This window comes from Haloterrigena gelatinilytica (assembly GCF_013342145.1).
GTDB lineage: Archaea > Halobacteriota > Halobacteria > Halobacteriales > Natrialbaceae > Haloterrigena > Haloterrigena gelatinilytica.
The window spans coordinates 1,678,597-1,701,722 of sequence record NZ_JABUQZ010000001.1 but is presented as its reverse complement, the minus strand read 5'-3'; the positions used below and the strand labels follow the sequence as shown (position 1 = coordinate 1,701,722).

At 65.9% G+C, this 23,126-nt stretch carries 22 protein-coding genes and 2 pseudogenes; 9 read left to right on the top strand and 15 right to left on the bottom strand.

Going from position 1 to position 23,126, the window contains the following annotated elements; translation table 11 throughout:
- The first annotated feature begins 32 nt into the window (after positions 1 to 32).
- Together HTZ84_RS08590 and HTZ84_RS08585 are read left to right on the top strand one after the other, a co-directional pair.
- Complete coding sequence (locus HTZ84_RS08590) at positions 33 to 458, top strand: EamA family transporter (protein ID WP_174680290.1); 426 nt, start codon at positions 33 to 35, stop codon at positions 456 to 458.
- A gap of 139 nt (positions 459 to 597) precedes the next feature.
- Positions 598 to 1,002 (top strand): annotated as a pseudogene (locus HTZ84_RS08585) (IS5/IS1182 family transposase); the annotation flags it as partial.
- Positions 1,003 to 1,094: 92 nt separating this feature from the next.
- On the opposite strand, the gene HTZ84_RS08580 reads toward HTZ84_RS08585, so the two are convergent.
- The 5 genes and pseudogenes from HTZ84_RS08580 to HTZ84_RS08560 form a co-directional block, all read right to left on the bottom strand.
- The gene (locus tag HTZ84_RS08580) at positions 1,095 to 2,486 is read right to left on the bottom strand and encodes a hypothetical protein (RefSeq protein WP_174680289.1); all 1,392 of its coding nucleotides are present in this window, start codon (positions 2,484 to 2,486) and stop codon (positions 1,095 to 1,097) included.
- A 106-nt stretch (positions 2,487 to 2,592) separates the two neighbouring features.
- A pseudogene (locus tag HTZ84_RS08575) lies at positions 2,593 to 2,805 on the bottom strand (YbaK/EbsC family protein); the annotation flags it as partial.
- A gap of 325 nt (positions 2,806 to 3,130) precedes the next feature.
- Positions 3,131 to 3,691 carry an NAD(P)/FAD-dependent oxidoreductase gene (locus tag HTZ84_RS08570; RefSeq protein ID WP_174680288.1) on the bottom strand — a complete coding sequence of 187 codons (561 nt, stop codon included), beginning with the start codon at positions 3,689 to 3,691 and terminating at the stop codon, positions 3,131 to 3,133.
- 67 nt (positions 3,692 to 3,758) lie between these two features.
- Positions 3,759 to 4,508, bottom strand: a complete 750-nt coding sequence (locus tag HTZ84_RS08565) for a pirin family protein (RefSeq protein ID WP_174680287.1) — start codon at positions 4,506 to 4,508, stop codon at positions 3,759 to 3,761.
- Positions 4,509 to 4,730: 222 nt separating this feature from the next.
- Positions 4,731 to 5,090 carry a winged helix-turn-helix transcriptional regulator gene (locus HTZ84_RS08560; protein WP_008896802.1) on the bottom strand — a complete coding sequence of 120 codons (360 nt, stop codon included), beginning with the start codon at positions 5,088 to 5,090 and terminating at the stop codon, positions 4,731 to 4,733.
- 240 nt (positions 5,091 to 5,330) lie between these two features.
- On the opposite strand from HTZ84_RS08560, the gene HTZ84_RS08555 reads away from it, so the two are divergent.
- A complete protein-coding gene (locus HTZ84_RS08555; RefSeq protein WP_174680286.1) occupies positions 5,331 to 6,116 on the top strand; it encodes a TrmB family transcriptional regulator in 786 nt (261 codons plus the stop codon).
- 129 nt (positions 6,117 to 6,245) lie between these two features.
- Here HTZ84_RS08555 and HTZ84_RS08550 read toward each other — a convergent pair whose 3' ends face one another.
- A complete protein-coding gene (locus HTZ84_RS08550) occupies positions 6,246 to 6,683 on the bottom strand; it encodes an SRPBCC family protein (RefSeq protein ID WP_174680285.1) in 438 nt (145 codons plus the stop codon).
- Between the two features lie 98 nt (positions 6,684 to 6,781).
- Here HTZ84_RS08550 and HTZ84_RS08545 point away from each other — a divergent pair, with 98 nt between their 5' ends.
- The 4 genes from HTZ84_RS08545 to HTZ84_RS08530 all read left to right on the top strand — a co-directional run bounded on the left by HTZ84_RS08545 (position 6,782) and on the right by HTZ84_RS08530 (position 12,714).
- Complete coding sequence (locus HTZ84_RS08545; protein ID WP_174680284.1) at positions 6,782 to 7,804, top strand: ABC transporter ATP-binding protein; 1,023 nt, start codon at positions 6,782 to 6,784, stop codon at positions 7,802 to 7,804.
- A complete protein-coding gene (locus tag HTZ84_RS08540) occupies positions 7,801 to 9,723 on the top strand; it encodes an ABC transporter permease family protein (protein ID WP_174680283.1) in 1,923 nt (640 codons plus the stop codon). Before HTZ84_RS08545 ends, HTZ84_RS08540 begins: the two co-directional genes overlap by 4 nt.
- On the top strand, positions 9,713 to 10,882 hold the full coding sequence (locus HTZ84_RS08535) for an ABC transporter permease (protein ID WP_174680282.1): 1,170 nt from the start codon (positions 9,713 to 9,715) through the stop codon (positions 10,880 to 10,882). Before HTZ84_RS08540 ends, HTZ84_RS08535 begins: the two co-directional genes overlap by 11 nt.
- Positions 10,883 to 11,739: 857 nt before the next feature.
- Entirely contained in the window at positions 11,740 to 12,714 is a 975-nt protein-coding gene (locus HTZ84_RS08530) for an aldo/keto reductase (RefSeq protein ID WP_174680281.1), read from the top strand.
- Positions 12,715 to 12,747: 33 nt separating this feature from the next.
- On the opposite strand, the gene HTZ84_RS08525 is transcribed toward HTZ84_RS08530, so the two are convergent.
- Positions 12,748 to 13,302 carry a hypothetical protein gene (locus HTZ84_RS08525; protein ID WP_174680280.1) on the bottom strand — a complete coding sequence of 185 codons (555 nt, stop codon included), beginning with the start codon at positions 13,300 to 13,302 and terminating at the stop codon, positions 12,748 to 12,750.
- A 153-nt stretch (positions 13,303 to 13,455) separates the two neighbouring features.
- On the opposite strand from HTZ84_RS08525, the gene HTZ84_RS08520 reads away from it, so the two are divergent.
- The gene (locus HTZ84_RS08520) at positions 13,456 to 13,869 is read left to right on the top strand and encodes a MarR family winged helix-turn-helix transcriptional regulator (protein WP_174680279.1); all 414 of its coding nucleotides are present in this window, start codon (positions 13,456 to 13,458) and stop codon (positions 13,867 to 13,869) included.
- 31 nt (positions 13,870 to 13,900) lie between these two features.
- Here the strand turns inward: HTZ84_RS08520 and HTZ84_RS08515 are convergent, their stop codons facing one another.
- The 8 genes from HTZ84_RS08515 to HTZ84_RS08480 form a co-directional block, all read right to left on the bottom strand.
- Positions 13,901 to 14,995 (bottom strand): glycosyltransferase family 4 protein, encoded by a 1,095-nt coding sequence (locus tag HTZ84_RS08515; protein WP_174680278.1) that lies wholly within the window; start codon positions 14,993 to 14,995, stop codon positions 13,901 to 13,903.
- Between the two features lie 99 nt (positions 14,996 to 15,094).
- Positions 15,095 to 15,919, bottom strand: coding sequence for an urease accessory protein UreF (locus tag HTZ84_RS08510; RefSeq protein WP_174680277.1), 825 nt, complete (start codon positions 15,917 to 15,919; stop codon positions 15,095 to 15,097).
- Complete coding sequence (gene ureE, locus HTZ84_RS08505; protein ID WP_174680276.1) at positions 15,909 to 16,568, bottom strand: urease accessory protein UreE; 660 nt, start codon at positions 16,566 to 16,568, stop codon at positions 15,909 to 15,911. Before ureE ends, HTZ84_RS08510 begins: the two co-directional genes overlap by 11 nt.
- Complete coding sequence (locus HTZ84_RS08500) at positions 16,568 to 17,557, bottom strand: urease accessory protein UreD (RefSeq protein WP_174680275.1); 990 nt, start codon at positions 17,555 to 17,557, stop codon at positions 16,568 to 16,570. Before HTZ84_RS08500 ends, ureE begins: the two co-directional genes overlap by 1 nt.
- On the bottom strand, positions 17,554 to 18,174 hold the full coding sequence (gene ureG / locus HTZ84_RS08495) for an urease accessory protein UreG (RefSeq protein WP_174680274.1): 621 nt from the start codon (positions 18,172 to 18,174) through the stop codon (positions 17,554 to 17,556). Before ureG ends, HTZ84_RS08500 begins: the two co-directional genes overlap by 4 nt.
- A complete protein-coding gene (locus HTZ84_RS08490; RefSeq protein ID WP_254611723.1) occupies positions 18,174 to 18,551 on the bottom strand; it encodes an urease subunit gamma in 378 nt (125 codons plus the stop codon). Before HTZ84_RS08490 ends, ureG begins: the two co-directional genes overlap by 1 nt.
- A gap of 136 nt (positions 18,552 to 18,687) precedes the next feature.
- Positions 18,688 to 20,394 carry an urease subunit alpha gene (ureC, locus tag HTZ84_RS08485; RefSeq protein WP_174680273.1) on the bottom strand — a complete coding sequence of 569 codons (1,707 nt, stop codon included), beginning with the start codon at positions 20,392 to 20,394 and terminating at the stop codon, positions 18,688 to 18,690.
- A complete protein-coding gene (locus tag HTZ84_RS08480) occupies positions 20,391 to 20,777 on the bottom strand; it encodes an urease subunit beta (protein WP_174680272.1) in 387 nt (128 codons plus the stop codon). The genes ureC and HTZ84_RS08480 overlap by 4 nt, the downstream gene beginning before the upstream one ends.
- A 1,078-nt stretch (positions 20,778 to 21,855) precedes the next feature.
- Between HTZ84_RS08480 and HTZ84_RS08475 the strand changes: the two genes are divergently transcribed.
- On the top strand, positions 21,856 to 23,124 hold the full coding sequence (locus tag HTZ84_RS08475; protein WP_174680271.1) for an urea ABC transporter substrate-binding protein: 1,269 nt from the start codon (positions 21,856 to 21,858) through the stop codon (positions 23,122 to 23,124).
- The last annotated feature ends 2 nt before the right edge of the window (positions 23,125 to 23,126 follow it).

Genomic DNA, 23,126 nt, shown 5'->3' with positions numbered 1-23,126 from the left:
TCGCTATTCGACCATTACGTCGAATCACGATAATGGGTTTCCCTGAAATAGATTCGGCTGTGTTCTTTGGTTCGATTACGATGGTCGCGTGGGGAATTTGGGTAGTCTTGGGCAACGCTGCGTCGGAGTCGATCGACCCGAGGACGGCCGCTGCAATCACCTATCTCGTTGCGGGACCCCTTGCACTCGGATACATCCTCGTTTCAGACGCATCGCTCGCCATTACTGCGAGAGGAGGACTGCTCGCTGGCACGGCCGGATTGTTCACCGGAATAGGCCTGATTTCGATGTACATCGGTCTTTCCGGAGGGTCGACAACCATCATCTCTACTCTCGGTGCGATGTACTTCGTCGTCGCGGCTCTCATCGGTATGGTCATCCTCGGAGACGAAGTTACGATAACGAGATGTGCCGGGATAGCGTTCGCAGTTATCGGAATCATCTTGGTTACCCGATAGAGAAGCCCACGCGATTATTGAGCATGGAATCCCTCTCGTCGCTGGATCATCTGTATCTCTCGGCTCTGGTGAATCGCCAGACAGCGTCGAGTTGATCCGTCAGAACTAGGGAGTTGAAGCGGGAAACGGCGGATGATTCATGTCCAAAATCTGCCGCTTCACCGGGAAAGTCGTGACGTTGGCTAAAAGTGCTGTTGGTGGCCGAGGCGAATCCGCCGCCACCCTGCGGGGCGGCGGATTCGTCGACTACGCCGTCGTTTCGCTGCATTGTCTGCGGATTTACTTGGAGAAATCCCACCGCGAAGCGCTCGATCTCTTGAGCGAGATGCCACAAATACTGGCGGAGATCGGCCTTCTGAAGGCCGATCTTCCTGATCACTCGACGCTAGTGAAGGCGTTTGACAGGATCAAGATGGCAGTCTGGCGAGTGCTGCCGCGCCTGTCGGCGCAGCTGCACGAGCCATCTGGTCACGCTGCGATGGACGCGACGTTTTTCGACCGCGAAAACGCTAGTAAACACTACTGCCGACGGACGAATTACCGCGGACTGAGTTAGGATAGAGTCATTATTCCAAACTAAATTCTTAATAAATTCGCCGGGAACGAAGCCCGTGATCCGACGAGTCGGCGGATCGATCAGTAGGCGTCGTCGTGTCCGTGGTCGTCGTCTTCCTCGTGATCATGGTCGTGATCGTGGTCCTCGTCGTCATGATCGTGATCCTCGTCACCGTGCTCGTCGTCATAGTCCGAAGACGCGCCCTCGACCGGGCGCCCATCGATCACGACAATCTCGTTGGGGTCGAAGTCGAACTCGCCGGTGGTGATCACATCGCCCTCGTTCAGATCCACCAGGTGGATCTCCTGGCTGTCCGGGTCAGTGACGTAAAGGAGATCACCATTGGCGCGGATAGCCGGGCGGGGCTCCTGCCACTTCTCGGGCTCAGTCCACTCATCGATCACATCGATGTGCTCGAGGTCCTCGCCCGTCTCCGGGTCGATGATGTGGAGCTGACCGTCTTCGGTGAGCACGAGGGCCTCCCCGTCAGGTCCGCGCTGGAGGTTGCGGAAGTTGTAGGGAGAGCCCACGTCGGTTGTGGTGATCTCGCCGGTCTCAGCGTTGACCAGGGCCACCTCGGTCATCGGCTCCTCGCCCTCCTCGTCCGTGCGGTAGTCGCCCAGGAAGATGGGAGAGCCCTCGGAGGAGAAGAGGTTGCCGATGCGGGAGAACTCCTCACCGGTATCGTGCTTCTCGAAGCCGTCGCCGTCCCAAACCAGGACCCCGTCCTCACAGCCGAATGCAATGATGCCGTCCGGCCCTGCAGCTTCGCCGTGGACGCCGGGGCAGTCCTCGTTGCGGTCCACTTCCTCGCCGTCAGCGTCCAGGAAGCGAGCGCCGGAACGGTCCTCGAGCGTTTCCAATCGCGAACCGTCCTCGAGCACCACAGCGACGCCATGGTGGGCGCCCTCGCTTTCGAAGCGTTCGGTCTCGATGCTGTCGGCCTCGACGTCGAGGTCGGCAAGATCCAGGGAGTGGTACTCACCCGTACCGTCGAAGAACAGGGTGCCGATGCCGTCATGAGAGACCACGTGACCCGGAGTGTCCCCGTCAACCGTCACATCTGAGAGGTATGGGTCGGTGGTGTAGTAGTGGTTGTGGTCACCGTGGGGCTCTCCCCACGTGCCGACGTCCAGGAGGCGGAAGCTGTTGCCCTCCGTGAGGAAGGCGTGCCGGCCATCCCCGGCCTCATTGATGCGGACGAACCCTTCGGCGTCGAACTCATCGAGCACCTCCAGGCTGACGCCGTCAAGCACGGCGACACCGCCGTCATAGGTGACGGCTACGCGCGGCTCGGCTCCTCCGACTTCGTTCTGCTCCCGCTCAGAGGGGTCAATGTCGTCCTCACCCTCGTCCTCGGGTTCGCCCTCGTCGGCCTCCACCTCCTCGCCGCCGTCGGTACAGCCGGCGACCGCCGCGGCGACCATCACTCCCCCACTCAGATTCAACAGTTCTCGGCGTGTGCGTGCCATACCTCCCACAAACGGGAACGGGGACAAAAGCGTTATCATCTGTGCCATAATAATTAATAAAATGTCCTATCGGACTCGTCGGTGTTAATAATCTACGAGGGGCGGTGGCGACCGGGTGCTCCTCGGCGTCCGCGAGGCGTTTCAGCCGCTCGGGATCGATCGGGAACAACGCCTCCGGCGTTCCCGCGGCCGCCCAGACCGTGTCGAACTGCCCTAGAGTGCGGTCGAACAGCACGGGTACGTCGGAATCGTGGCAGATCGGCGGGACGCCGCCGATCGACCAGCCGAGCAGCTCTCTGATCCGGTCAGCGTCGGCCATCCGACCGAGTCGGCACCCATCGCCTCGGCGACCCGGTCCTCGTCGACGCTAATCCAACGCCGTATGGCGATTCACCACGGCCTCTCTCTCAGTCCACGTTGTCTCGTCTGCACTCGTTGCCGTGCTGGATTTTCGCTCTGTCTTCAGCGCGCCGTTCTTGATAGATATGGGAAAGGCCCCGATCCGCAGCGTTCCATCGTTTGTCTCCACTGAACACGTGTTTCGCGACAAACTTTGAATAACGAAACCGTATTCCAACTACAGATAGCGCTGCTGGAGCCGGCCGTCGAAAAGTCGGTGTCCCAGAATCGGTCGCGGCGCCGCCCTACAGTTCCGGCACGTCGGACGGCATGTCGAAGTCGTGGTAGTACTCGCCCTTCTCCGTCGAGAGGATGTCGAGGACGGCGGCGGCGCCGTCGCCGGCCGCGATGACCGCCTGCCACTTCTCCGGACGACTCATCGCGCCGGTCGCGTACGCGTTCTCGACGGAGGTCTCCATGTCGAGATTCACGTCGACGACCTCCTCGTCGGTGAACTCGCAGCCGAGGTCCTCGGCGAGACTCCGGTCGCCGCCGGTCGCGAGGACGACGTACGCCGCGGTGTACTCGTCTTCTTCGGTCCGCACGACGAACCCGTCGTCGGTCTCCTCGACGGCAGTCACTTCGTCCTCGAGAAGCGTCGCGCCGCGGTCGCGGGCCTGGCCGCGGGAGAGCTCGAGATACTCGTCGCCGCTGATGCTGCGAACCGCGGGGTAGTTGAAGAGGTGCGCCTTGTGCATCCACGACTCGTCCGTGTCGAAGACGATCGTCTCGAGGTCGTTCTTCGCTGCGTACAGTGCGGCGCTCAGGCCGGCGGGACCGCCGCCGACGATAGCTACGTCTGCCATATTCGATGACATTCACCGCTCGAAGAAGTATTTTACCATTTAGTAAAATCGAGTCGGAGCCGGCGACTCAGAGGACGAACGGGCCGCGCTGCCGAATCGATTCGCCGTGGGGCTGTCCCGAGACGGCGACGACGCGCAGCGTCTCGTCGCTCCGCAGTTCGACGTCTCGAGCGTCGGTGACCGGGAGCACGTCGCCCTCGGCGAACGCCGCGCCGTCGACCGTTCCCTCGCCGGCGACGCCGTAGAGGAATCCGGACCAGCCGTCGGGGACGGTCCACGTCCACGCGTCGGCGACGGAGACGTCCAGATACTCCATCGGCGTGTGGAGGTCGATCGGCGAACCGTCGCCGACGACCGCCGTGATCGACGTTCCGTCCTCGACTCTCGTCGGGAGTTCGTCTGCCGTCGCGTCGACGTAGTCCGGATCGACGTCCTTCTCGGCTCGGGGCAGATTCACCCAGAGCTGGAGCCCGCTACAGCCCTGCCCGTCCGCGGGGAACTCGGAGTGGCGGACGCCGCCGCCGGCCGTGATGCGCATCGCGTCGTTCTCGGAGGCGGTGTTCGCGACGCCGAGCGAGTCCTCGTGTTCCATCCCGCCGTCGATCATGTACGAGACGATCTCGAACCCGCGGTGGGGGTGCATCGGAAACCCCTCGTCGGGGTCGATGTAGAACCGTTCGAACAACACGAACGGGTCCAGGTTGGACGGGTAGCTGTTCGTCGGGAACGCGCGGTTCGAATTCACGCCCGTCCCGTGGCGGACGGCTTCCCCGGAAATCGGGCCGTCTGGCGTTCCGTGGGACTCGGGTGAGGCCATACCCGCCATTCGTTTACCGACCGGTAAAACCTGTCGGAGGTGGGGGTTCGCTGCGAGCGCACTCGAGTCGCGTCCACTGAGACGGAATCGCTACCAAATCGGTACGGACTCCACTCGCGTACGGAACGGTCTGCACTGTTCAGGGACACGACTCGCGCGATCGGTAGGCTAGTCGGCCGTCGACCGGTCGGCAGAAGTGACGTTCTCGCTCGAGACGCTATCTCAGTCCTCGCACTCCTCGAGCCACGAGCCGGCCCAGCACTCGATCTCGTCGAAGACCGGTTCCAGGGACTCGCCCTTCGGGGTCAGGCTGTAGTAGGTCGCGATCGGGGCGTCCTCTTCGAGGCGGCGTTCGACGAACCCCATCTCGCCTAAGTCGTCGAGCACGCGCGAGAGGGTGCGCGCGTTCGCGCCGGTCGAGCGCTTGAGTTCGTTGAACCGCTGTTCGCCGGAGAGCAGTTCGTGGAGGACCGCCAGCCGCCACTGGGAGCCGATCTGCTCGAGCGATTCGATGACCGGGCAGGCGTTGGGACCGTCGGTCTCGGGCGTCTCGTCGCGGGGTTGGGTCTGGGGCGAAGACATTCGCGTCGCCCTTCGGCGCGGACCGCTTTAGCAGTTCGGGTTCGAACCAGCTAACACAGCGTTAGTGGATTCGGCGAGGACACCGTGACGATCCAGCTGGCGCGATGGACGCGCGCCACCGACCGGATTCGTCTCGTGATCAAACGTAGCGTATTGTAACGGCTTTTTCAGTAGATGTGCGATCGTATCGCTACCGGGAGTCGACCAATGGGTTAACCGTCTGAAGGCCCGTCGTATTGTATGCCCAGCGAAGACGCCGCTTCCAGCTCGTTAGAGGAATTGGGACTGACCGAGTACGAGTCGAAGTGCTTCGTTGCACTCACCCGCATTTCCCAAGGAACTGCGAAAGAGATCAGCCGGATCTCCGATATCCCTCGGTCGCGGGTCTATGATACGGTTGACCGACTCCATCGACAGGGATTGGTAGACATCCAGCAATCCGATCCGCGAGTGTATCGAGCCGTTTCAAAGGATGAGGCGTTCGCCAAATTACTCCAAGACTACAACGCCGCCATCGAAGCAGCAGATACGGCATTAGACCAAATTGAGCCGGCGGAGACACAGGAGGACAAGGGCGTGTGGGCGATTGCGAACGCCGACCACGTGAGCGACCGAGTCGAGACGCTACTTGACGATGCAGAAGACCGCATACATTTCGTCATCGCCGACGAGACGACGCTGAAGCGGCCCTGTCTCGACCGACTGGCGGCAGCCAGCGACCGTGGCGTACAAGTCATCGTAGAAGTGCCGTCAGAATCGGTGCAAGACCGCGTTCACCGGGCCGTTCCAGACGCCCGTGTGAAAGTGGTAACAGAACTACAGGATGCGGAGAAGGTGGTACAAAAGTGGCCGGGTCAACTGATACTGGTTGATCAACAGGCGGTTCTTGCGAGCGGCGTTGAGGACAGCGAACTTCCCGATGTAGAGGAAGAGACTGCGATGTGGAGCCACGGACGCGACCACGGATTTGCCGCGTGGATGCCGGAACTACTCGAGGATAGAATTGCCGGTGAGCCGAGCGACTGAGGACCGAGACGACGGCTGTACGGCGAACGCGGTCGAATGGTCGGTCCCATACCGCCGCGATACGTATCGGGAGGTTCCCAGCAGATTCCGACTACCGATCCGTACGATGATTCATCGAGACGGAACAGATCAGCCGTCCGTTGCTCCGCTCGCGTCCGCCTCGAGCAGTCGGTCCTCGAGTCGCTCGAGCGCGCGCAGACAGACGGGCGCGTAGCCGGTCGCGGTCGGGGGCAGTTCGAAGGCGATCCGACAGCGGTTCGCGCCGAGGTCGTCGACGCGGTGGCCGGCGCCCGGCAGTCCGAGCACGCGCCAGTTCCAGCGCCGTTCGGCGGGGAGGTACGCCGTAACGCGAAACGGGAGCCACGCGCCGGGGATCCGAATTCGGCCGCTCGTGTCGAGTCGGAGTCGGCGCTCGGTCGCCTCGACGCCGGTCACGAGGGGCGACCACTCCGGCCAGCGGGCGGTGTCCACGAGCAGGTCCCACGCCTCGGCCGGGGGTGCGTCGACGACGTGCGAGACCTCGAGTCGCCGGCCGTCGGGCGTTCGCGTTCGCCGGAGACGAGTCATCGTACGCGACGGTACGGCGGCCTCGACAATGGGGGTTTGCCCGGGACCTTCAGGGGCCACTAGACTTTACTGGGGTGGCTCCCTCCCTCGGGTAACGAATGGCGATACTCGAAGTCGACTCCCTCCGCAAAGAGTACGGCGGCTTCACGGCCGTCGAAGGCAGCTCTTTTTCAGTCGAGCGCGGCGAGGTGTTCGGCGTCGTCGGTCCCAACGGCGCGGGCAAGACGACGACGCTGAAGATGCTCGCCGGGCTCATCGAACCGACCGCCGGCGCCGCCGCCGTCGCCGGCCACACCCCCGGCGAACCCGCGATGCAGCGCCGACTCGGCTTTCTCCCCGAGGAGTCTCCGCTCTACGAGGAGATGACCGCGAACGGCTACCTCGAGTTCTTCGCGGACCTCTACGACGTCCCCGCCGAGGCCGCCCGCGAACGGATCGACCGCACGCTCGAGCGCCTCGATCTGGAACACCGGGATCGACGCCTCGGCAACATGTCGAAGGGGATGAAACGCAAGGTCGCGATCGCGCGGGCGCTGGTCAACGACCCCGACGTGCTCATCTTCGACGAACCCGCGTCGGGGCTCGATCCGCTCACGACGAACTACATCATCGAGTTCACGCGCGAACTGAGCGACGAGGGGAAGACGATCGTCTTCAGCGCGCACAACCTCTTTCACGTCGAGAGCGTCTGCGACCGGATCGTCATCATGAACGACGGCCGAATCGTCGCCCGCGGGTCCGTCGACGAGATCCGCGACGCCCACGGCGGCACGAAGTACCGCGTCTACGCGACCGTCGACGCCGGCGGCGACCCCGTCGCGGGCGACCCGGTCGACGACCGTCGCGACGGCGACGCGGCGACCGAGTTCCGCCACGTCGTCGGCGACATGGCCGCCGTCGAGGCCGTCCGCGAGACCGTCGAGGGCGAGGGCGGTCGCGTGACCGACATCCAGACGAAGACGCCCAGCCTGGAGGAGATCTTCCTCGAGGTCGCCAGCGAACCGGCCGATAGCAACGGCGGTCTCGCGAGCGGCCGCTCCGACCGGCGAACCGAAACGGACGCCGCGGAGCGAACGGACGAGGGTGAGCCGACCGAGGACGCGGCGGAGGCGGAGCCGTGAGCGACGACGCGGACCCCGATTCCGATCGTCGATCGCGGCGGCGCCGACTCCGCGGCGCGCTGGCGCGGACGGCCCGGATCTCCCGCTGGGAGGTCTCCCGGAGCGCGGGCACCGTCGATCGGAAGACGGTGCTCGTGCTGGCGGCGCTGGCGCTCGTCGTCGGCCTCGTCGGCGTTTCGGCCGCCGGCGAGGGGCTCGGCCTCGAGGACGAGATCTACGTCGTCGCGGTCGACGAGGACAGCAAGTACCACGACGTCGCCGTCGAGAGCGAGGCGTTCAGACCGATGCCGCTCGACGAACTCGTGGTCGAGAGCGGCGACGAGGCCAACGCCGACGTCGTGGTGACGCGGAACGGCGAGCTCGCCCGCTACGGCCCTCACGGAGCGGCCGCCCACGACGCGTTCGTCGAGGCGATCGACGCGTACAACGAGGAGCGCTTCCGCCGGGAGGCCAACGAGACGGCGGCCTACCCGGTCCACGTCGAACTCGACTACCAGGAGCGCAATTTCGACCGGACGAGCGAACGGGGCGGACGCGACGGGTCGTCGAACGGCGATTCGGACGGCGGGACCGGAACCGATCCGTCCGAGAACGGGACCGGCGACGACTCGACGGCTGACGGAACCGGTGGCGAGGGCTCGAGCGACGACGGCTCCGGCGGCACCGGTGGAGACACCGACGGGGCCGATCGAAACGACGGGGCTGGCGATGACGGAGACGGTCGGCTGCAGGTGCCGAACATCGGTGCCGGCGGTGCAGTCGACGGAACCGTCGGACCGCCGGGATCGATCTCGCCGCCGTTTCCCTTCCAGTCGCTGCTGCTCGCGTTCCTGTTCGTCGTCCCGATGAACTTCGTCATTCAGGCCTACGGGAGCACGATCATGGACGAGCGGGTCAAGCGACGCGGCGAACTGCTGCTCGTCTCGCCGGCCTCGAGACGCGAGATCGTCGCGGGGAAGACGCTGCCGTACCTGCTGGGGCTGGTCGTCGTCGCGGTCGGGATCACCGTCGCGGTCCGGGGCGGTCTCCTCTCGATCGCCGCGGCGATCCCGATCGCGCTGCTGTTCCTCGCGGCGACGTTCGCCGGCGCGATGCTCGCCCGCTCGTACAAGGAGCTGACGTTCGTGACGGTCACGATCAGCGTCTTCCTCACGACGTACACGTTCATCCCGGCGGTCTTTACCGACGTGAACCCGATCGCGCTGATCTCGCCGCTGACGCTGATCGTGACGGATCTGCAGGGCGAGTCGGTCTCCCTCGGCGAGTACGTCTTCTCGACCGCGCCGTTCTACTGCGGCGCCGCGGTCTGTTTCCTGCTCGGGATCGGCGTCTACCGCGAGGAGGACATGTTCGCCCAGAAGGCGCTCCCCGCGAAGGTGCTCGACGCGATCGCGAGCCGACTGCACGGTTACCGGAGCGTCGCCGCCCTGACGACGCTGTTCATCCCCTTCGTCTTCGCGGGCCAGTTGCTCGCCGTGGCCCTGCTGTTCGCCGTTCCCGAGCAACTCGCCGTGCCGCTCGTCATCGTCCTCGCGGCAGCTATCGAGGAGGTCGCCAAGAGCGTTCACGTCTACGCCGGCTTCGTCCGCTCGCGGTTCGAGGCCTCCCTGCGCGTCGCCGCCGTCCTCGGCGTCTGCTCCGGCGCCGGCTTCTTCGTCGGCGAGAAGCTCACGCACGTCGTCCAGTTCGTCGGCCTCCCAGAGCTGACCGTCGGCGTCGCCGCCTTCGGGCCCGAGCTCTCGGGCGATCCGCTGTTGGCCGCGGCGGTCTTCCTCGCGCCGCTGATCTTGCACGTCGTGACGGCCGTGATCTCGGCGATCGGCGCGAGTCGCAGTCGGATCGACTACGCGCTCACCGTCGTTCTGGCGACGCTCGTTCACGCGATCTACAACGTGGGGGTGATCGCCCTTGTCGCGTGATCACGGCGCTGACGCCTCGAGCGACGAGTCGACGCCGATCCGGCGCGGACCGAACCCGCCGGAACCGGCCGGCGACGGCGACTCTCGATTCGCCCTGCCGTTCGGCCCGCGCTGGGCCGTCGCCCGCCGCGAACTCGGGTCGCTGCGCTCCGAGAAGACCATCGTGCTCGCGCTGGCGATCCAGCTGGTCATCGCGGCCTTCTCCTCGTTTCTGGTCGTCGGGCTCGTCTCGCTGTACGATCCGAGCTCCGTCGGCGACTCCGATAACCGGGTCGCTATCACCGGCGCCGACGAAGCCGATATCGAACGGCTCAGCCAGCTCGCCACCGAACAGGACGGCCTCGAGCCGACGGCCGCCGACTCCAGAGCCGACGCGTTCGCGGCCTTCGACGAGGGCCAGGTCGCGGCCGTCCTCGAGGTGACCAGGGACGCGGACGGGCGACTGGTCGTCGACGCGACCGTCCCCGACGGGGGGCTGGAGACGACGCTGCTGATCGTCCAGCTCCAGGAGCTCCTCGAGACCCTCGAGCACGAGGAGCGACTCGCCAACGCCGACGCCCTGGAGGCGCCACCGCTCGACGTCCCCGACGAGGTCGGCGCGAGCCCGTACCTCGAGTTCACCTACACGATCCTCGTTCCGCTGTTGCTGTTCCTGCCGGTGTTCATCAGCGGCTCGATCGTCGTCGACTCGCTGATCGAGGAGCGATCCCGCGGGACGCTGGAACTGCTCCGAGTCAGTCCGCTCTCGCTCGTGGACGTGGCCGACGCGAAGCTCCTGACGATCGCCGCGCTGGCGCCGGTACAGGCGGTCGCCTGGCTGCTGCTGCTCGCGTTCAACGGGACGGTGATCGCCGCGCCGGCGGCGCTGATCGTCCTGGTCGCGGCGCTGGCGCTCGCCGTCACCGCGGCCGGGGCGGGCGTCGCGCTCGTCGCCCCCGATAGGCGGCAGGCCCAACTCGCCTACTCCGGCGGGATCGTCGGCACGCTGGTGCTGGCCACGTTGCTCCCCGAACACCCGGCCAACACCGTCGCCAAGTTCGCCATCGGCAGCGCCACGGCGACGACGTGGCTGTCGCTCGCGACCTACTGTCTCGTCGCGGTCGGCGGCTACCTCGCGGTCAGGATCGGGATCGCGCGGCTCAACAGCGACTCCCTGTAGCGTATTCGCCATCGCTCACGGGATCGGCCGCGTATCTGATTTCGGAGCGCGAAACGAGATTCGAATTCGGATGTCGGCGGTGAACCGCGGCGTGAAACCGCGCGAGGTCTTCACGAGCGAAGCGAGTGAAGGCTTGGAAGACGCTCTGTGTCTTCCAGTGGATGAGCGAGGGAGCGAAACGACCGAGCGAATCGGTTGGGAAGGATGTGGAAATCCCCGTTGCCACGGGAGTAGCGTGATCGAACCGTTTCGGAGCGTCGACGACAGATCCGTCCAGTCACGCGGAACTCGGTCGGAGTCGTCCGCTGACGTGTTCGAAGGCTCGTTCGGTGTTCTGCTACCGTGGCAACGGGGATGGCCATGCCCTCCCCAACCGACTGCGGTCCTCGCCCCTCGCGCGGCTCCGTGCCGCGGTTCACTGGCCCACGGGTCGCTTCGCTCCCCGTTCGCTATCGTTCACCGCGGCCCAGCGCGCGCCACCGTCCGTCGATTGCACGGTTCGGAGCACACCGTCTCGAGACCGTACTGCGCACAGTTCGAGCCACTCGAGTCTTCTCTCGACGACACTCGCTCGTACATCGGTGCGAGAAAAACGGAAAATCGAACGAAACCGATCGATGGCGGCCGGTTCAGTCGCCGCGACTGAATACGCGCTTGATTCGCGAGACGATCCCACTGTCGTCGGTGCGGTTCGCGTCTCGGTCGGTGCGTTCGTCCGCCATAGGCGGGCGGCGGTACGACGCGATCGCACTAAAAAATAACGGGAATCCGACCTGTCGCTCGCGATGGTTGATCGCTCGGCGAGTGTCGGTTGCCCCGTCACGTACTGTTTTTTCGCGGGCGGCCGTCCACCCGGTATGGAGTACACCACGCTCGGTTCGACCGGCATGGAAGTCAGTCGCCTCTGTCTGGGCTGTATGAGCTTCGGCTCGAGCGACTGGCGCGAGTGGGTCTTAGACGACGAGGAGAGCACGGAAATCATCGAGCGGGCGATCGACCTCGGGATCAACTTCTTCGATACCGCGAACATGTACTCGAAGGGCGAGTCCGAACGCATTCTGGGCGAGGCCCTCGAGGGCCACCGCGAGGAGTCGGTCGTCGCGACGAAGGGCTACTTCCGGATGCGCGAGGACGATCCGAACTCGGGCGGGCTCTCCCGGAAGGCGATCGAGCAGGAGCTCGAAGCGAGCCGCGAACGACTCGGGATGGACACGATCGACCTCTACCAGATCCACCGCTGGGACGACGACACCCCGATCGAGACCACGATGCGGGCGTTGGACGACGCCGTCCGCCGGAGGCACGTCCGCTATCTCGGCGCCTCCTCGATGTGGGCCCACCAGTTCGCCGAGTCGCTCCATACGAGCGATCGGCTGGGCCTCGAGCGGTTCGTCACGATGCAGAACCACTACAACCTCGTCTACCGCGAGGAGGAGCGAGAGATGTTGCCGCTCTGCGAGAAGGAAGACGTCGGCGTCGTGCCGTGGTCGCCGCTGGCGCGGGGCTATCTCACCCGGCCCCACGAGGAGATCGACGCGACGACCCGCGGCGAGACGGAGGAGCACCTGTACGACCACCCCTACCGCGAGGGCGGCGGCCGGGAGATCAACGAGCGCGTCGCCGAGATCGCCGCCGAGAAGGGCGCGACGATGGCCCAAATTTCGCTGGCGTGGCTGCTCCACAAGGACTGGGTCGACGCCCCGATCGTCGGGACGACCAGCGTCAAACACCTCGAGCAGGCCGTCGAGGCGCTCGAGATCGATCTCTCCGCGTCCGATATCGCCTACCTCGAGGAACCGTACGAGCCGGTGCCGGTGTCGGGCCACAGCTGAGGCTGTGACTGGGAGGGCGATGCCGTCTCGGGCTCACGGAATCTCCGCGACGGCCTCGCGCAGTTCGTCCTCGGTCCGCCACTCGTACAGCCGTCCCTCGGACTCGAACAACTCGAAGACCCCGTCCTCCATCCAGCCGTAGGGGTGGTCCTCGTCGGCGTCGGGGTACGCCCGCTTCAGGACGTGGGTCTTCTCGAAGTACTCCTCGGTGCCCGCGAGCAACCCCTGTTCGACGAGGAAGCCGCTGGGCTCCTTCTCGGCGACGCCGACGACGTGGCTCACGAGGTCCGCGAGCAGGCAGAACTTCGCGATGCCGTTCTCCCAGTCGCCGCGGACGTCGCTCATGAGGAACGCGTAGGCGTCGTCGCGCCGGTTGAGGCGGTCGACGACGAGATCCAGCCGACCCATCGGTCCGGGATCGTAGTTCCCGAGGACGAAATACGAGCGCTCGGTCTCGTAGATCGGCGTCAGATCGCTCAGCGCGCGGAGCAGTTCCTCGTTGTCCGCGAGCGAGCGCTCCTCGGCCTCGAGGCGCTCCGTCGCGCTCGTGAGCACTGCCTCGGGAACGGGCGGCGACTCGTCGGTCATACCCCACGGTTCAAAGGAGACGACAATAGGGTTTGCTCCACGGTTTCCGTTTCCGAAACGCGGCCGGCCCCTGGAGAGTCTACGCGGGTAAATTACCCCAGAGTAATTTACTCCAGGGTAAACTACTTGGTGGAGGGGTCCGTAGGGCCTCGCATGAGTACCGACGTGGGCGCGGCCGACGGGGCAGCGGGGCGCGAACTCCTCCACTTCGTCACCCAGGAGACCCGGTTCGCGATCGTCGCCAACATCCTCCAACACCCCGAGGGGCTGCCCTCGATGTACGAACTCGAGGAGCTAAATCCCAGCGTCAGCGACGCGACCGTCTACAAACACGTCCAGAAGCTGATCGACGCCGGGATCGTCGAGGAGGTCGCGCTGCCCGACGACGAGCGCCGGCAGGGCTACCCCTGGAAGTTCTACGGCCTGACCGACGAGGGCCGGGCGTTCCTCGAGCGACACAACCTGCTGCAGGCCGAGGCGACGCTCGAGCGGATCTACGGAACGATTTCCGATAAATCCGAGAAGATGGTCGAATACGAGAACGCGCCGCGGCCCGACCGAAACTGAGTCCGGACTCGAGTTCGAGTCGTTTCTCGCGCTATCCCTCGGCCGCCGCCTCCGCCAGCACGGTTTCCAGCGCGTCGATCTGTTCGGGGAGCCGGTCTCTGTACGCCTCGGCGCGCTCGCGCCCTCGCTCCGCGAACCCCTCGTAGACGTCCGGGTCGTCGAGTTTCTCGATCGCTTCGGCCCAGGCGTCCGAATCGGTGTACTCGTCGACGAGCAGGCCCGCGCCGCCGCAGGCCTCCGGCAGCCCGCCGCGGTGGCTCGCGACGACCGGAATCCGATTCCACATCGCCTCGAGGACGACGCGGCCGAACGTCTCCGCCCAGACGGACGGCACCAGCAACACGCCCGTCTTCGCGTAGACCTCCAGAATTCCCGGCTCGCTCGTGAACGCGACGTTCTCGAGGTCGTCGAACTCCGCGTCGGTCGGGCCGCGCTCCAGGATCTCCGCCTCAGGAACGTCGGACGGGGCGTCGTGGAACGTGCTGCCCTGGAGGTGCAGCGCCTCGACGTCCCAGCTGAAGTCGTCGTTTCGGAAACCGTACCAGCCGCCCTTCGCCAGGAAGTCCCGGTCGGGGAACCGCTCGGCGACCGCTCGGAAGGTGTGTCCGCCCTTCATGTCGATCGGGTTGATCATCGAGATCCGATCCGACGGCCCCTCGGGCGCGGTGTAGAAGTCGAAGTCGATGTGCGGGTAGACGAGCGTCGAGTCGCGCCCCCAGACGCTCGTGATCCACTGCTGGGTGTACCGCGAGTTCGCGACGAACCGCGTCGGCGAGAGCTCGGCGACGACTCCCTCCGTCGCGTGGGTCGTCGTCAGCGAGAGAACGGTCGGGACACCGTGCTCCGCGGCCGCCTCGAGCGCGATATCGGCCCAGAGGTCTTGCACGAGCGCGACGTCGTACTCCCCGTCCGCTAGCCGTGTTGCGATTTCGTCGCGCGGCCGGAAGCCGGCCAGTTCCGTGACCTCGATTCCGTCCACGACGCGCGAGGCGTCCGATTCGCCGCGGCAGATGACGTCGATTTCGACGCCTCGCTCGCGGAGTTCGTCGATCCACTTGCCGGCCGTGTTCGCCGCGCCGCCGATCGAACCAATCGGGTTCGACGCGCTGATGTATGCTATCTTCATGCTGTCGGCGGCCGAAGTAAACGGCGAACGCGAATAGGACGTTCCCTCAGCCGTCCGGCAGTTTATAACCCCTCGGGAGTCCCCTGCCCGAGCGGTCCGTCAACTCATGAACAGTCGCCGCCCCGCGCGCTCGTGGCGCATCCCCATGATCTCGGCCAGCGGTGCGAACGAAACCATCGCTTCCGGCTCGTCGTCGACGTGGCGCTCGCAGACCGCGGTGATCGCGGGCTCGAGGGCCGCGAGCACCGACTGGATATCCGTGTGGCCGAACCGGCCGAGCCGTTGGGCCGCGCCCAGCAACCCCGTCACGAACGAGTGGGCGTGGGCCAGGCAGGCCTCGCGTCGCGAGAGCCCGCGCGCCTGCGCGACGACGCCGAAGGCGACCGGGTAGTGGCCCGGCGTCTCGTCGGCCGCGACGGCATCGACGAAGGCCGACTCGAGGTCGGAGCCGTCGGACTCGGTTTCGTCAGAACCCTCGGCGCCGTTCTTAGTGTCGGTCTCGGCCAGTAGCTCACAGAGCTTCGCCCCGGCTTTCGTCGAACTCTCGCGGAACTCGCGAGGCATGGTTACCGCGTGAAGGCGCTCGTCGACCGCCAGCAGCGCCTCGAGGTCCCCCGCCGCGCTCGCCGCGTGGGCGTTGGCCAGCGCCACGGTCTCGCAGGGACCGACCACGCGCCGGAGGTAGGCCGCGATCAGCTCCCGCAGATCGTCGCCGTCTCCGATCCGGTCCTCGTTGATGTACTGCTCGAGGCCGTAGGAGGCCGTGTACCCGCCGACCGGTAGGAACGAGTCCGAGAGCCGAAGCGCCGAGAGGAACGCGCTCGCGTCTGCACTCGAGTCCGAGACCCGGCCTGAAGCCGGTGTCCGGTCCGAGTCCGCGTTCGGCTCCGGAGGGTCCGGTTCCGCGTCCCGTTCAGTGGTCATGGTCGTGTTCGTGAGAGTGGTCGTGACCGTGGCCGTGTTCGGCGTGGTCGTGGCCCTGTCCGTCGTGCCCGTGCGCGTGTCCGCCGTGTTCGTGGGTGTGGCCGTGGTCGTGATCCCCCTCGTGGCCGTGGTCGTGATCGACGCCGCGAGCGCCGGCGTCGTCGATATCCGTCACGAACAGGTCCGCCTCGACGGTCGTCTCCCGAACCTCCGAGCCCGGGACGACGTCGGCGACGACGCGCTCGACGATGTGGCGGTCGGCCTCGAGCGGGACGTAGACGACTCCGTCCTCGACCGCCAGATCCCAGTGCTGGTTGCCGATGCGATGGCCGAGTTCGACCGCGGCCGCGAGCGCCTCGTCGGTCGCATCGGGCAGCGAGACGGCCAGCGCGTCCCGCGGTTCGAAGGCGACGACGATCATCCGGTCGGCCTCGACCAGCAGCACGTCGCCGGCCGAGACCGCGGCCGTGTCGACGATAACGCCGACGTCCGTTCCGGCGTCGGTCGTCGCGCGGAACCGCGAACGCCGGCGGTTGTCCGCGTCGATGACGACGCGCTCGAGGGTCCCGCGTTCCTCGTGTTCCGCCCGTAACGCGGCCAGTTCGTCGTCGGCGTGGACGTTGCCGACGATGCCATCGATTCGCTCCATCAGTATCGCCGGTCGGCTGGTGCGCCGACCCCTAGTAGCCGCCGTCTGGTTTCGTCCCACGCGGCCCGCAGCGTCTCGGTCACGTCGGCCTCGCGGTCGCCGAGGATGCGAACGATCGCGCCGGCCTCGTGCGGAAGCGTGGAGACGCCCGCTTCGACGTCGTCGCGGTCCGAGAGCCGCTCGTGGATCCCCTCGACCAGGGACTCGAGGGTGGCCGGTTCCGCGTCGGTCTCCGGAGCGGCAGCCGCCGCCCCCGATATCTCGGCGCTCGAGGCGGGCGCGAAGACGTACAGCGAGCCGACGACGCCGTACTCGCCGACGCTGGCCGGATCGCGCGGCTCGCGCTCGCTCGGCCGGAGGTCGACGGCGTCGGCACAGACCAGTCGGCCGTCGTGCTCGGCCTCGACGCGCGCGTGGTAGTGGTCGAACCCGAACGGCTCGTGGTCGGTCAACCCGTCCGGGACCAGCACGTCCGCGACGACGACGCAGGCGTCGTCGGCGAGGTCGACGTCGATCGTCTGGAGACAGCGCGCGTCCTCGTTGACGATCGTCGGACCCGGCACGTACTCGAGGTAACTCCCCGACTCCGCTCGGAGCGAGGCGTCGAGGTGGGCGTAGTTGGCGTCCATGCCGTGGACCTTCGTCGCGCTCTGGGTCGTCGCGTGCGCGCGAGCCCCCTCGCGAGTCTCGATCCGCAGACGGTGCCGGTCGCCCTGCGCCACGCCGCCGGTGGGCTCCTGCGCGACGAGGGTCGTCAGTCCCGGCGCCGGATCGGTCTCGAGGGTGCCCGTCAGGTGGTAGGGAACCTTCACGCGATCGCGGACCATCCGCGTCGGGCCGTCGCCCCGTCGGGCGAACGTCGCCTCGAGCAGCCCGTTCTTCCCCGGGCCGCCGGCCGGCGCCTGCGCGAGCGACTCGTCGGCGTAGCCCTCGAAGGCCGGCGGCAGGGCCGTCCCCTCGTCCGCCGACGAAGAGCGCCCCGCGCTCACGCGAACAGCACCTCCCGCTCGACGTGCTCGAGCACGTCGCCGATCCCTTCGCCGGCCTTGCAGTCGGTGAAGACGAACGGATCGTCGCCGCGCACCTCGCTGGCGTCCGCTTCGATCACGTCCAGATCGGCGTCGACGTGGGGCGCGAGGTCCGTCTTGTTCACCACCAGCAGGTCGGCCTGCGTGACGCCGGGCCCGCGCTTGCGCGGGATGTCCTCGCCCTCCGCGACCGAGATGACGAACAGGAAGTAGTCGGCTAGCTCGGGGTTGAAGGTCGCGGCGAGGTTGTCGCCGCCGCTCTCGATCAGGACGACGTCCAATTCGGGGTGGCGCTCGGTGAACTCGTCGACGGCCGCGAGGTTCATCGAGGGGTCCTCGCGGATGCCGGTGTGCGGACAGGCACCGGTTTCGACCCCTTCGACGAGATCCGCGGGCAGCAGGTCGGCGAACGTCTCCCGGAAGACGTCGGCGTCCTCCTGGGTCATGATGTCGTTGGCGATGACGCCGACCTCGTAGTCGCGCTCGACGAGTTCCGGCACGAGTCGCTTGACCAGGGCCGTCTTCCCGGAGCCGACGGGACCGCCGAGGCCGACCTTCGCGACGTCTCGGTACCCCATTACTCCACCTCCCCCTCGAGGTCCTCTCCGGGCCCCGGATCGACCGTCTCGAGTTGCTCGGGGCCGTCGGCCCGGATCGGGTCGTGGATCGTCACGAGCTTGGTCCCGTCGGGGAAGACGGGTTCGATCTGGATCATGTCGACCATCTCGGGGACGCCGTCCATCACGTCCTCGCGGGTGAGTAGCTGGGTCGCCTCCGAGCGGATCTGCGAGACGGACTTGCCCTCGCGGGCGGCCTCGCAGGCCCAGTCGGAGATGTAGGCGACCGTCTCGGGGTGGTTGAGCTTCACGCCGCGGTCCTTGCGTCGCCGGGCGAGTTCCGCGGCCATGAAGACGGTCAGGCGCTCCATCTCCTTCGGCGAGAGGTTCATTCCCATCGAATCACCTCCGTCGTGTGGCTCGAGGCCGCTGTCGGCTGACTCGAGGCCGGACGCGTCGGTTGAGATTGCGGTTGCGTCGCCGGTACGGTCGGAATCGTCGTCGGAGTCGAGGCTGTGTCTTCGGAATCCATATTCAGAGCAGGTATCGCTGCGCGAGCGGCACTTCCGCGGCCGGGTCGCAGGCGACGTGTTCGCCATCGACCTCGACCTCGAACGTCTGGGCGTCGATCGCGATGTCGTCCGGACAGTGGTCGTTGTGGACCATGTCCGATTTTCGGACCTCTCGGGTGCCGCTGACCGGACGGATCGGCGTCCGCAGATCGTAGGCGTCGCCGACCTCGTTCTCGGAGGCGGCCTCGCTGACGAACGTCACCGAGAGACCGTGTTTCGCCCGGCCCTGGGCGCCGGCGCGTTCGCGGCCGATCACCGGTTCGCAGGTCATCAGCGAGCCGTTGGCCTCGCCCATCTGAGACCAGACCGGGAAGCCGCCCTTGATCACGGCCTTCGGCTTGACGCCGAAGAAGGCCGGATCCCACAGCGCGATGTCCGCCAGCTTGCCGGGCTCGAGCGAGCCGACGTAGTCGTCGATCCCCGCCGTGATCGCCGGGTTGATCGTGTACTTGGCGACGTAGCGTTCGATGCGGGCGTTGTCGGCGTCGGTCCCCTCGTCGGCGGAGAGCGGGCCGCGCTGGGCCTTCATCTTGTGGGCGGTCTGCCACGTCCGGCTGATCAGTTCGGCCATCCGGCCCATCGCCTGCGAGTCGGTGGTCATCATCGAGATGGCGCCCGTGTCGTGAAGCACGTCTTCGGCGCCGATCGTCTCCGCGCGGATCCGCGACTCGGCGAACGCGACGTCCTCAGGGACGTCCGGGTTGAGGTGGTGACAGACCATCACCATGTCCAGGTGCTCGTCGAACGTGTTCTCGGTGTAGGGCATCGAGGGGTTCGTCGACGAGGGGAGCATGTGCTCGTGGCCGATCAACTCGAGCACGTCCGGCGCGTGGCCGCCGCCGGCGCCCTCGATGTGGAAGGTGTGAATCGCCCGCCCGTCGATGGCGTCGAAGGTGTGCTCGACGAACCCCGACTCGTTCAGCGTGTCCGTGTGGATGCAGACCTGGACGTCCTCCTCGTCGGCCACCTCGAGGCAAGTGTCGATCGCGGCGGGCGTCGACCCCCAGTCCTCGTGGAGCTTCATGCCGCAGGCGCCGGCCTCGATCTGTTCGATCAGCGCCTCGGGCCGGCTGCTGTTGCCCTTCGCGTAGAAGCCGACGTTGACCGGCCAGTCCTCGGCGGCTTGGAGGAATCGCTGGATGTTGCGGGGACCGGGGGTACAGGTCGTCGCGCCACCCCCGAAGCCGCCGCCGAGCATCGTCGTGACGCCGGAGCCGAGCGCGTGGTCGATCAGTTGCGGGCTGTTGAAGTGAACGTGGATGTCCAGCGCGCCGGGGGTCGCGATCAGCCCGTCGGCGGGGACGGTGTCGGTGCTCGGCCCGATCACCATGTCGACGCCGTCCATCGTGTCGGGGTTGCCGGCCTTCCCGACGCCGACGATCGTCCCGTCGCGGACGCCGATGTCGCCCTTGCAGATCCCCAGCACGGGATCGATGATCACGACGTTCGTGAAGGCCCAGTCGAGGGTCCCCTCGGCCTGAGTCGCTCCCGACCGCATCCCCATCCCGTCGCGCATCGTCTTCCCGCCGCCGAAGACGGCCTCTTCGCCGGGAACGCCGTAGTCGGTCTCGATCTCCGCGAAGAGGTTCGTGTCGCCGAGTCGGAGGCGATCGCCCTCGGTCGCACCGAACAGTTCCGCGTACTCCTCGCGGGGGAGGTCGCGGCTCATTCGTCGCCCTCCGTCAGGTATCCCCGCTCTCGAGCGCGCTCCATCGCGCGCGTTTTCACGGCGTCGTCGTCGAGGTCGCCCTCGACGAGGCCGCCCATGCCGTAGACGGTGCGGTCGCCGCCGATCGCGACGAGATCGACCTCGCGCTCGCAGCCGGGTTCGAACCGGACCGCGGTTCCCGCCGGAATGTCGAGTCGCATCCCGTAGGCGATTTCACGATCGAACGCGAGCCCGGGGTTGACCTCGAAGAAGTGAAAGTGCGAGCCGACCTGAACGGGTCGATCGCCGGTGTTCTCGACGGTCACCGTCGCCGTCTCGCGGCCCTCGTTGAGCCGAACCGGCTCCGCGGCCGGGCGCAGCTCGCCCGGAACGAACTCGCTCATCGGTCGATCACGTCGGTCGTCGAACCGACAGCCGTGCGAAAACGATAGCTCATCACGACGCGAGATAGACGGACGAACAACGTAAATAGGTCCGTGGATGACAATACTTGCCCAATTATTTCCGAGATTCTAGCAGAAGGTGCACGAAACCGGATTATACAAACTTCGGTTGATAAATGACCGACGAGGACCGGATATTCGTTCGATTATTCGCTCGCCGACGCGGATCGACATCCGCTTTCGGCGTCGCCCGCGGCGCGCAGGCCGATCCGGCGTTCGCGGTGTCGGACTGCGACCATCGCCGAGCCGACTCCTCACTCCCGACCGCCAAACGGCCGCTCGAGTCGTCGTCCCCGATGATCCGCTCCGAACTTGACGATTCGGAGAAATAATACGGGATTGCGAATCGAATCCAGCATCCTCATTCTCGAACGGTATCGACGGTCGCGAACGGACGACGCGACGCGGCGACTCGAGGTCGGTGCCCATTCGTCGAGCAATACCGCTATAATGGACCGTTCACAAACATCCTTTCGGAAGGAGTTGTTGCTTTCTATACCGTTCCGAACGTGTGCGTTTGCCAAATTAGTGTGTAGAGGCGGAGTATCGCGGAATATTCCCGAGGTATCGGAAATATCCGAGGGAAGAATAGTCCGTGTTGACAGATGCGTGTTGTCGCAATATCCCCGATAGCGGCTGTCTACGGGGAACTCAGTAGGATTCACCGTTCGTCAATCCACGGAATATCGCTCTTCGATACCGTTGTTCGACGAATTCGTCGAACGTTTGCAGCTATATACGGAAGAAATCAGATATTCGTCCGAACTACTAGGGACTACAGTCCCATTTCGGATGGTTACCCAGTACCCGAGACAACTATAGCGATTGTACTCCCTTGAGATAACCCTTTTATATCCACTCTATTTTCAAGCACTCAGGGATATGATCGGACAATCGTGGCCCATATATCGAGATACGTTCTGGAAGGGCGAAGGAATGCGACCGACGGTTGACGGAGGAAAACTGAGATGATTGCGCCGACCGATCCGACAGGTGCGACCGGCGCCGGTGATCGCGCGTGACCGGGCCTCGGTGCTCCCGACGCGACGTTCTCGCCGGGGGCTCCGCGAGCGCCCTCGCCGGACTCGCCGGCTGCGTCGCGGACGGCGGCCTCGTCGGTCTCGGCGACGGCTCGAGCGGCCCGACGGTCGCCATTCTCGAGGACCGCTCCGGGACGTTCGCGCTGACGGGGACGGCCAAGTACCGGACGACGAAGCTGGCTATCGAGGAGATCAACCGCGACGGCGGAATCTTGGGCGAGGAGATCGACGTCTTCTCCCCGGACCCGCAGTCGGACAACATGCGCTACCAGGACCTCACTCGGTACGCGATCTATCGGGAGAACGTCGACGTCATGTGGGCCGGCTACTCGAGCGCGACCCGGGAGGCGATCCGGCCGATCGTCAACGAACACGAGCAGCTGTACTTCTACACGACCCAGTACGAGGGCGGCGTCTGCGATAAGACGGTGTTCCCGCTGGGCGCGACGGCCCGCCAGCAACTCGGCGCCGTCGTTCCCTACATGATCGAGGAGTACGGCGACGAGATCTACACGATCGCCGCGGACTACAACTTCGGGCAGCTGTCGGGCGACTGGGTGAAGATCATCGCCGAGGAACACGGCGCCGAGGTCGTCGGCGAGGAGTACATCCCGTTGGACGAGTCCCAGTTCGGCTCGACGATCAACGACATTCGGTCGGCCGATCCCGACTTCGTGATGTCGATGCTCGTCGGTCAGGACCACTCCTCGTTCTACGAACAGCGGCTGGCCAGCGGGCTCACCGACGTCCCGATCGGGACGTCGACGAACATGGCACAGGAGCGCGAACACCTCCGGATCGATCCGCCCGCGCTGGAGGACGTCTACGCCGGCGTCAGCTACATGGAGGAGTTACCGACCGAGCGCAACGAGGCGTTCGTCGAGCGCTACGACGACCGCTGGGACGACGCCGAGTACATCAACCAGGAGGCCCAGAACAACTACTTCTCCGTCTACCTCTACAAGGAGGCGGTCGAACGCGCGGGCACGTTCGATCAGGCGGCGGTGATCGAAGAACTCGAGAGCGGAATCGAAGTCGAAGCGCCGGAGGGCGACGTCGCGCTCGATCCGGCGACCCACCACGTCGAACACAACATGCGAGTCGCACACGCCGACGAGAACCACGAGATCACCTTCGACGACGAGCGGACGATCGAACCGTCGTTCCTGCACGACGTCGGCTGTGATCTCACGAGCGACGCCGAACAGACGCAGTACGAACCGGCGGACTACTACGAGGTGATCTGATC

Coding starts and splice junctions, on each gene's coding strand:
- HTZ84_RS08560 (WP_008896802.1), bottom strand. CDS start 5,090: ATGTCTTCGCCCCAGACCCAACCCCGCGACGAGACGCCCGAGACCGAC.
- HTZ84_RS08490 (WP_254611723.1), bottom strand. CDS start 18,551: ATGGGAATGAACCTCTCGCCGAAGGAGATGGAGCGCCTGACCGTCTTC.
- HTZ84_RS08515 (WP_174680278.1), bottom strand. CDS start 14,995: ATGAAGATAGCATACATCAGCGCGTCGAACCCGATTGGTTCGATCGGC.
- HTZ84_RS08555 (WP_174680286.1), top strand. CDS start 5,331: ATGCCCAGCGAAGACGCCGCTTCCAGCTCGTTAGAGGAATTGGGACTG.
- HTZ84_RS08590 (WP_174680290.1), top strand. CDS start 33: ATGGGTTTCCCTGAAATAGATTCGGCTGTGTTCTTTGGTTCGATTACG.
- HTZ84_RS08570 (WP_174680288.1), bottom strand. CDS start 3,691: ATGGCAGACGTAGCTATCGTCGGCGGCGGTCCCGCCGGCCTGAGCGCC.
- ureG (WP_174680274.1), bottom strand. CDS start 18,174: ATGGGGTACCGAGACGTCGCGAAGGTCGGCCTCGGCGGTCCCGTCGGC.
- HTZ84_RS08525 (WP_174680280.1), bottom strand. CDS start 13,302: ATGACCGACGAGTCGCCGCCCGTTCCCGAGGCAGTGCTCACGAGCGCG.
- HTZ84_RS08580 (WP_174680289.1), bottom strand. CDS start 2,486: ATGGCACGCACACGCCGAGAACTGTTGAATCTGAGTGGGGGAGTGATG.
- HTZ84_RS08530 (WP_174680281.1), top strand. CDS start 11,740: ATGGAGTACACCACGCTCGGTTCGACCGGCATGGAAGTCAGTCGCCTC.
- HTZ84_RS08550 (WP_174680285.1), bottom strand. CDS start 6,683: ATGACTCGTCTCCGGCGAACGCGAACGCCCGACGGCCGGCGACTCGAG.
- HTZ84_RS08520 (WP_174680279.1), top strand. CDS start 13,456: ATGAGTACCGACGTGGGCGCGGCCGACGGGGCAGCGGGGCGCGAACTC.
- ureE (WP_174680276.1), bottom strand. CDS start 16,568: ATGGAGCGAATCGATGGCATCGTCGGCAACGTCCACGCCGACGACGAA.
- ureC (WP_174680273.1), bottom strand. CDS start 20,394: ATGAGCCGCGACCTCCCCCGCGAGGAGTACGCGGAACTGTTCGGTGCG.
- HTZ84_RS08565 (WP_174680287.1), bottom strand. CDS start 4,508: ATGGCCTCACCCGAGTCCCACGGAACGCCAGACGGCCCGATTTCCGGG.
- HTZ84_RS08480 (WP_174680272.1), bottom strand. CDS start 20,777: ATGAGCGAGTTCGTTCCGGGCGAGCTGCGCCCGGCCGCGGAGCCGGTT.
- HTZ84_RS08510 (WP_174680277.1), bottom strand. CDS start 15,919: ATGACCACTGAACGGGACGCGGAACCGGACCCTCCGGAGCCGAACGCG.
- HTZ84_RS08545 (WP_174680284.1), top strand. CDS start 6,782: ATGGCGATACTCGAAGTCGACTCCCTCCGCAAAGAGTACGGCGGCTTC.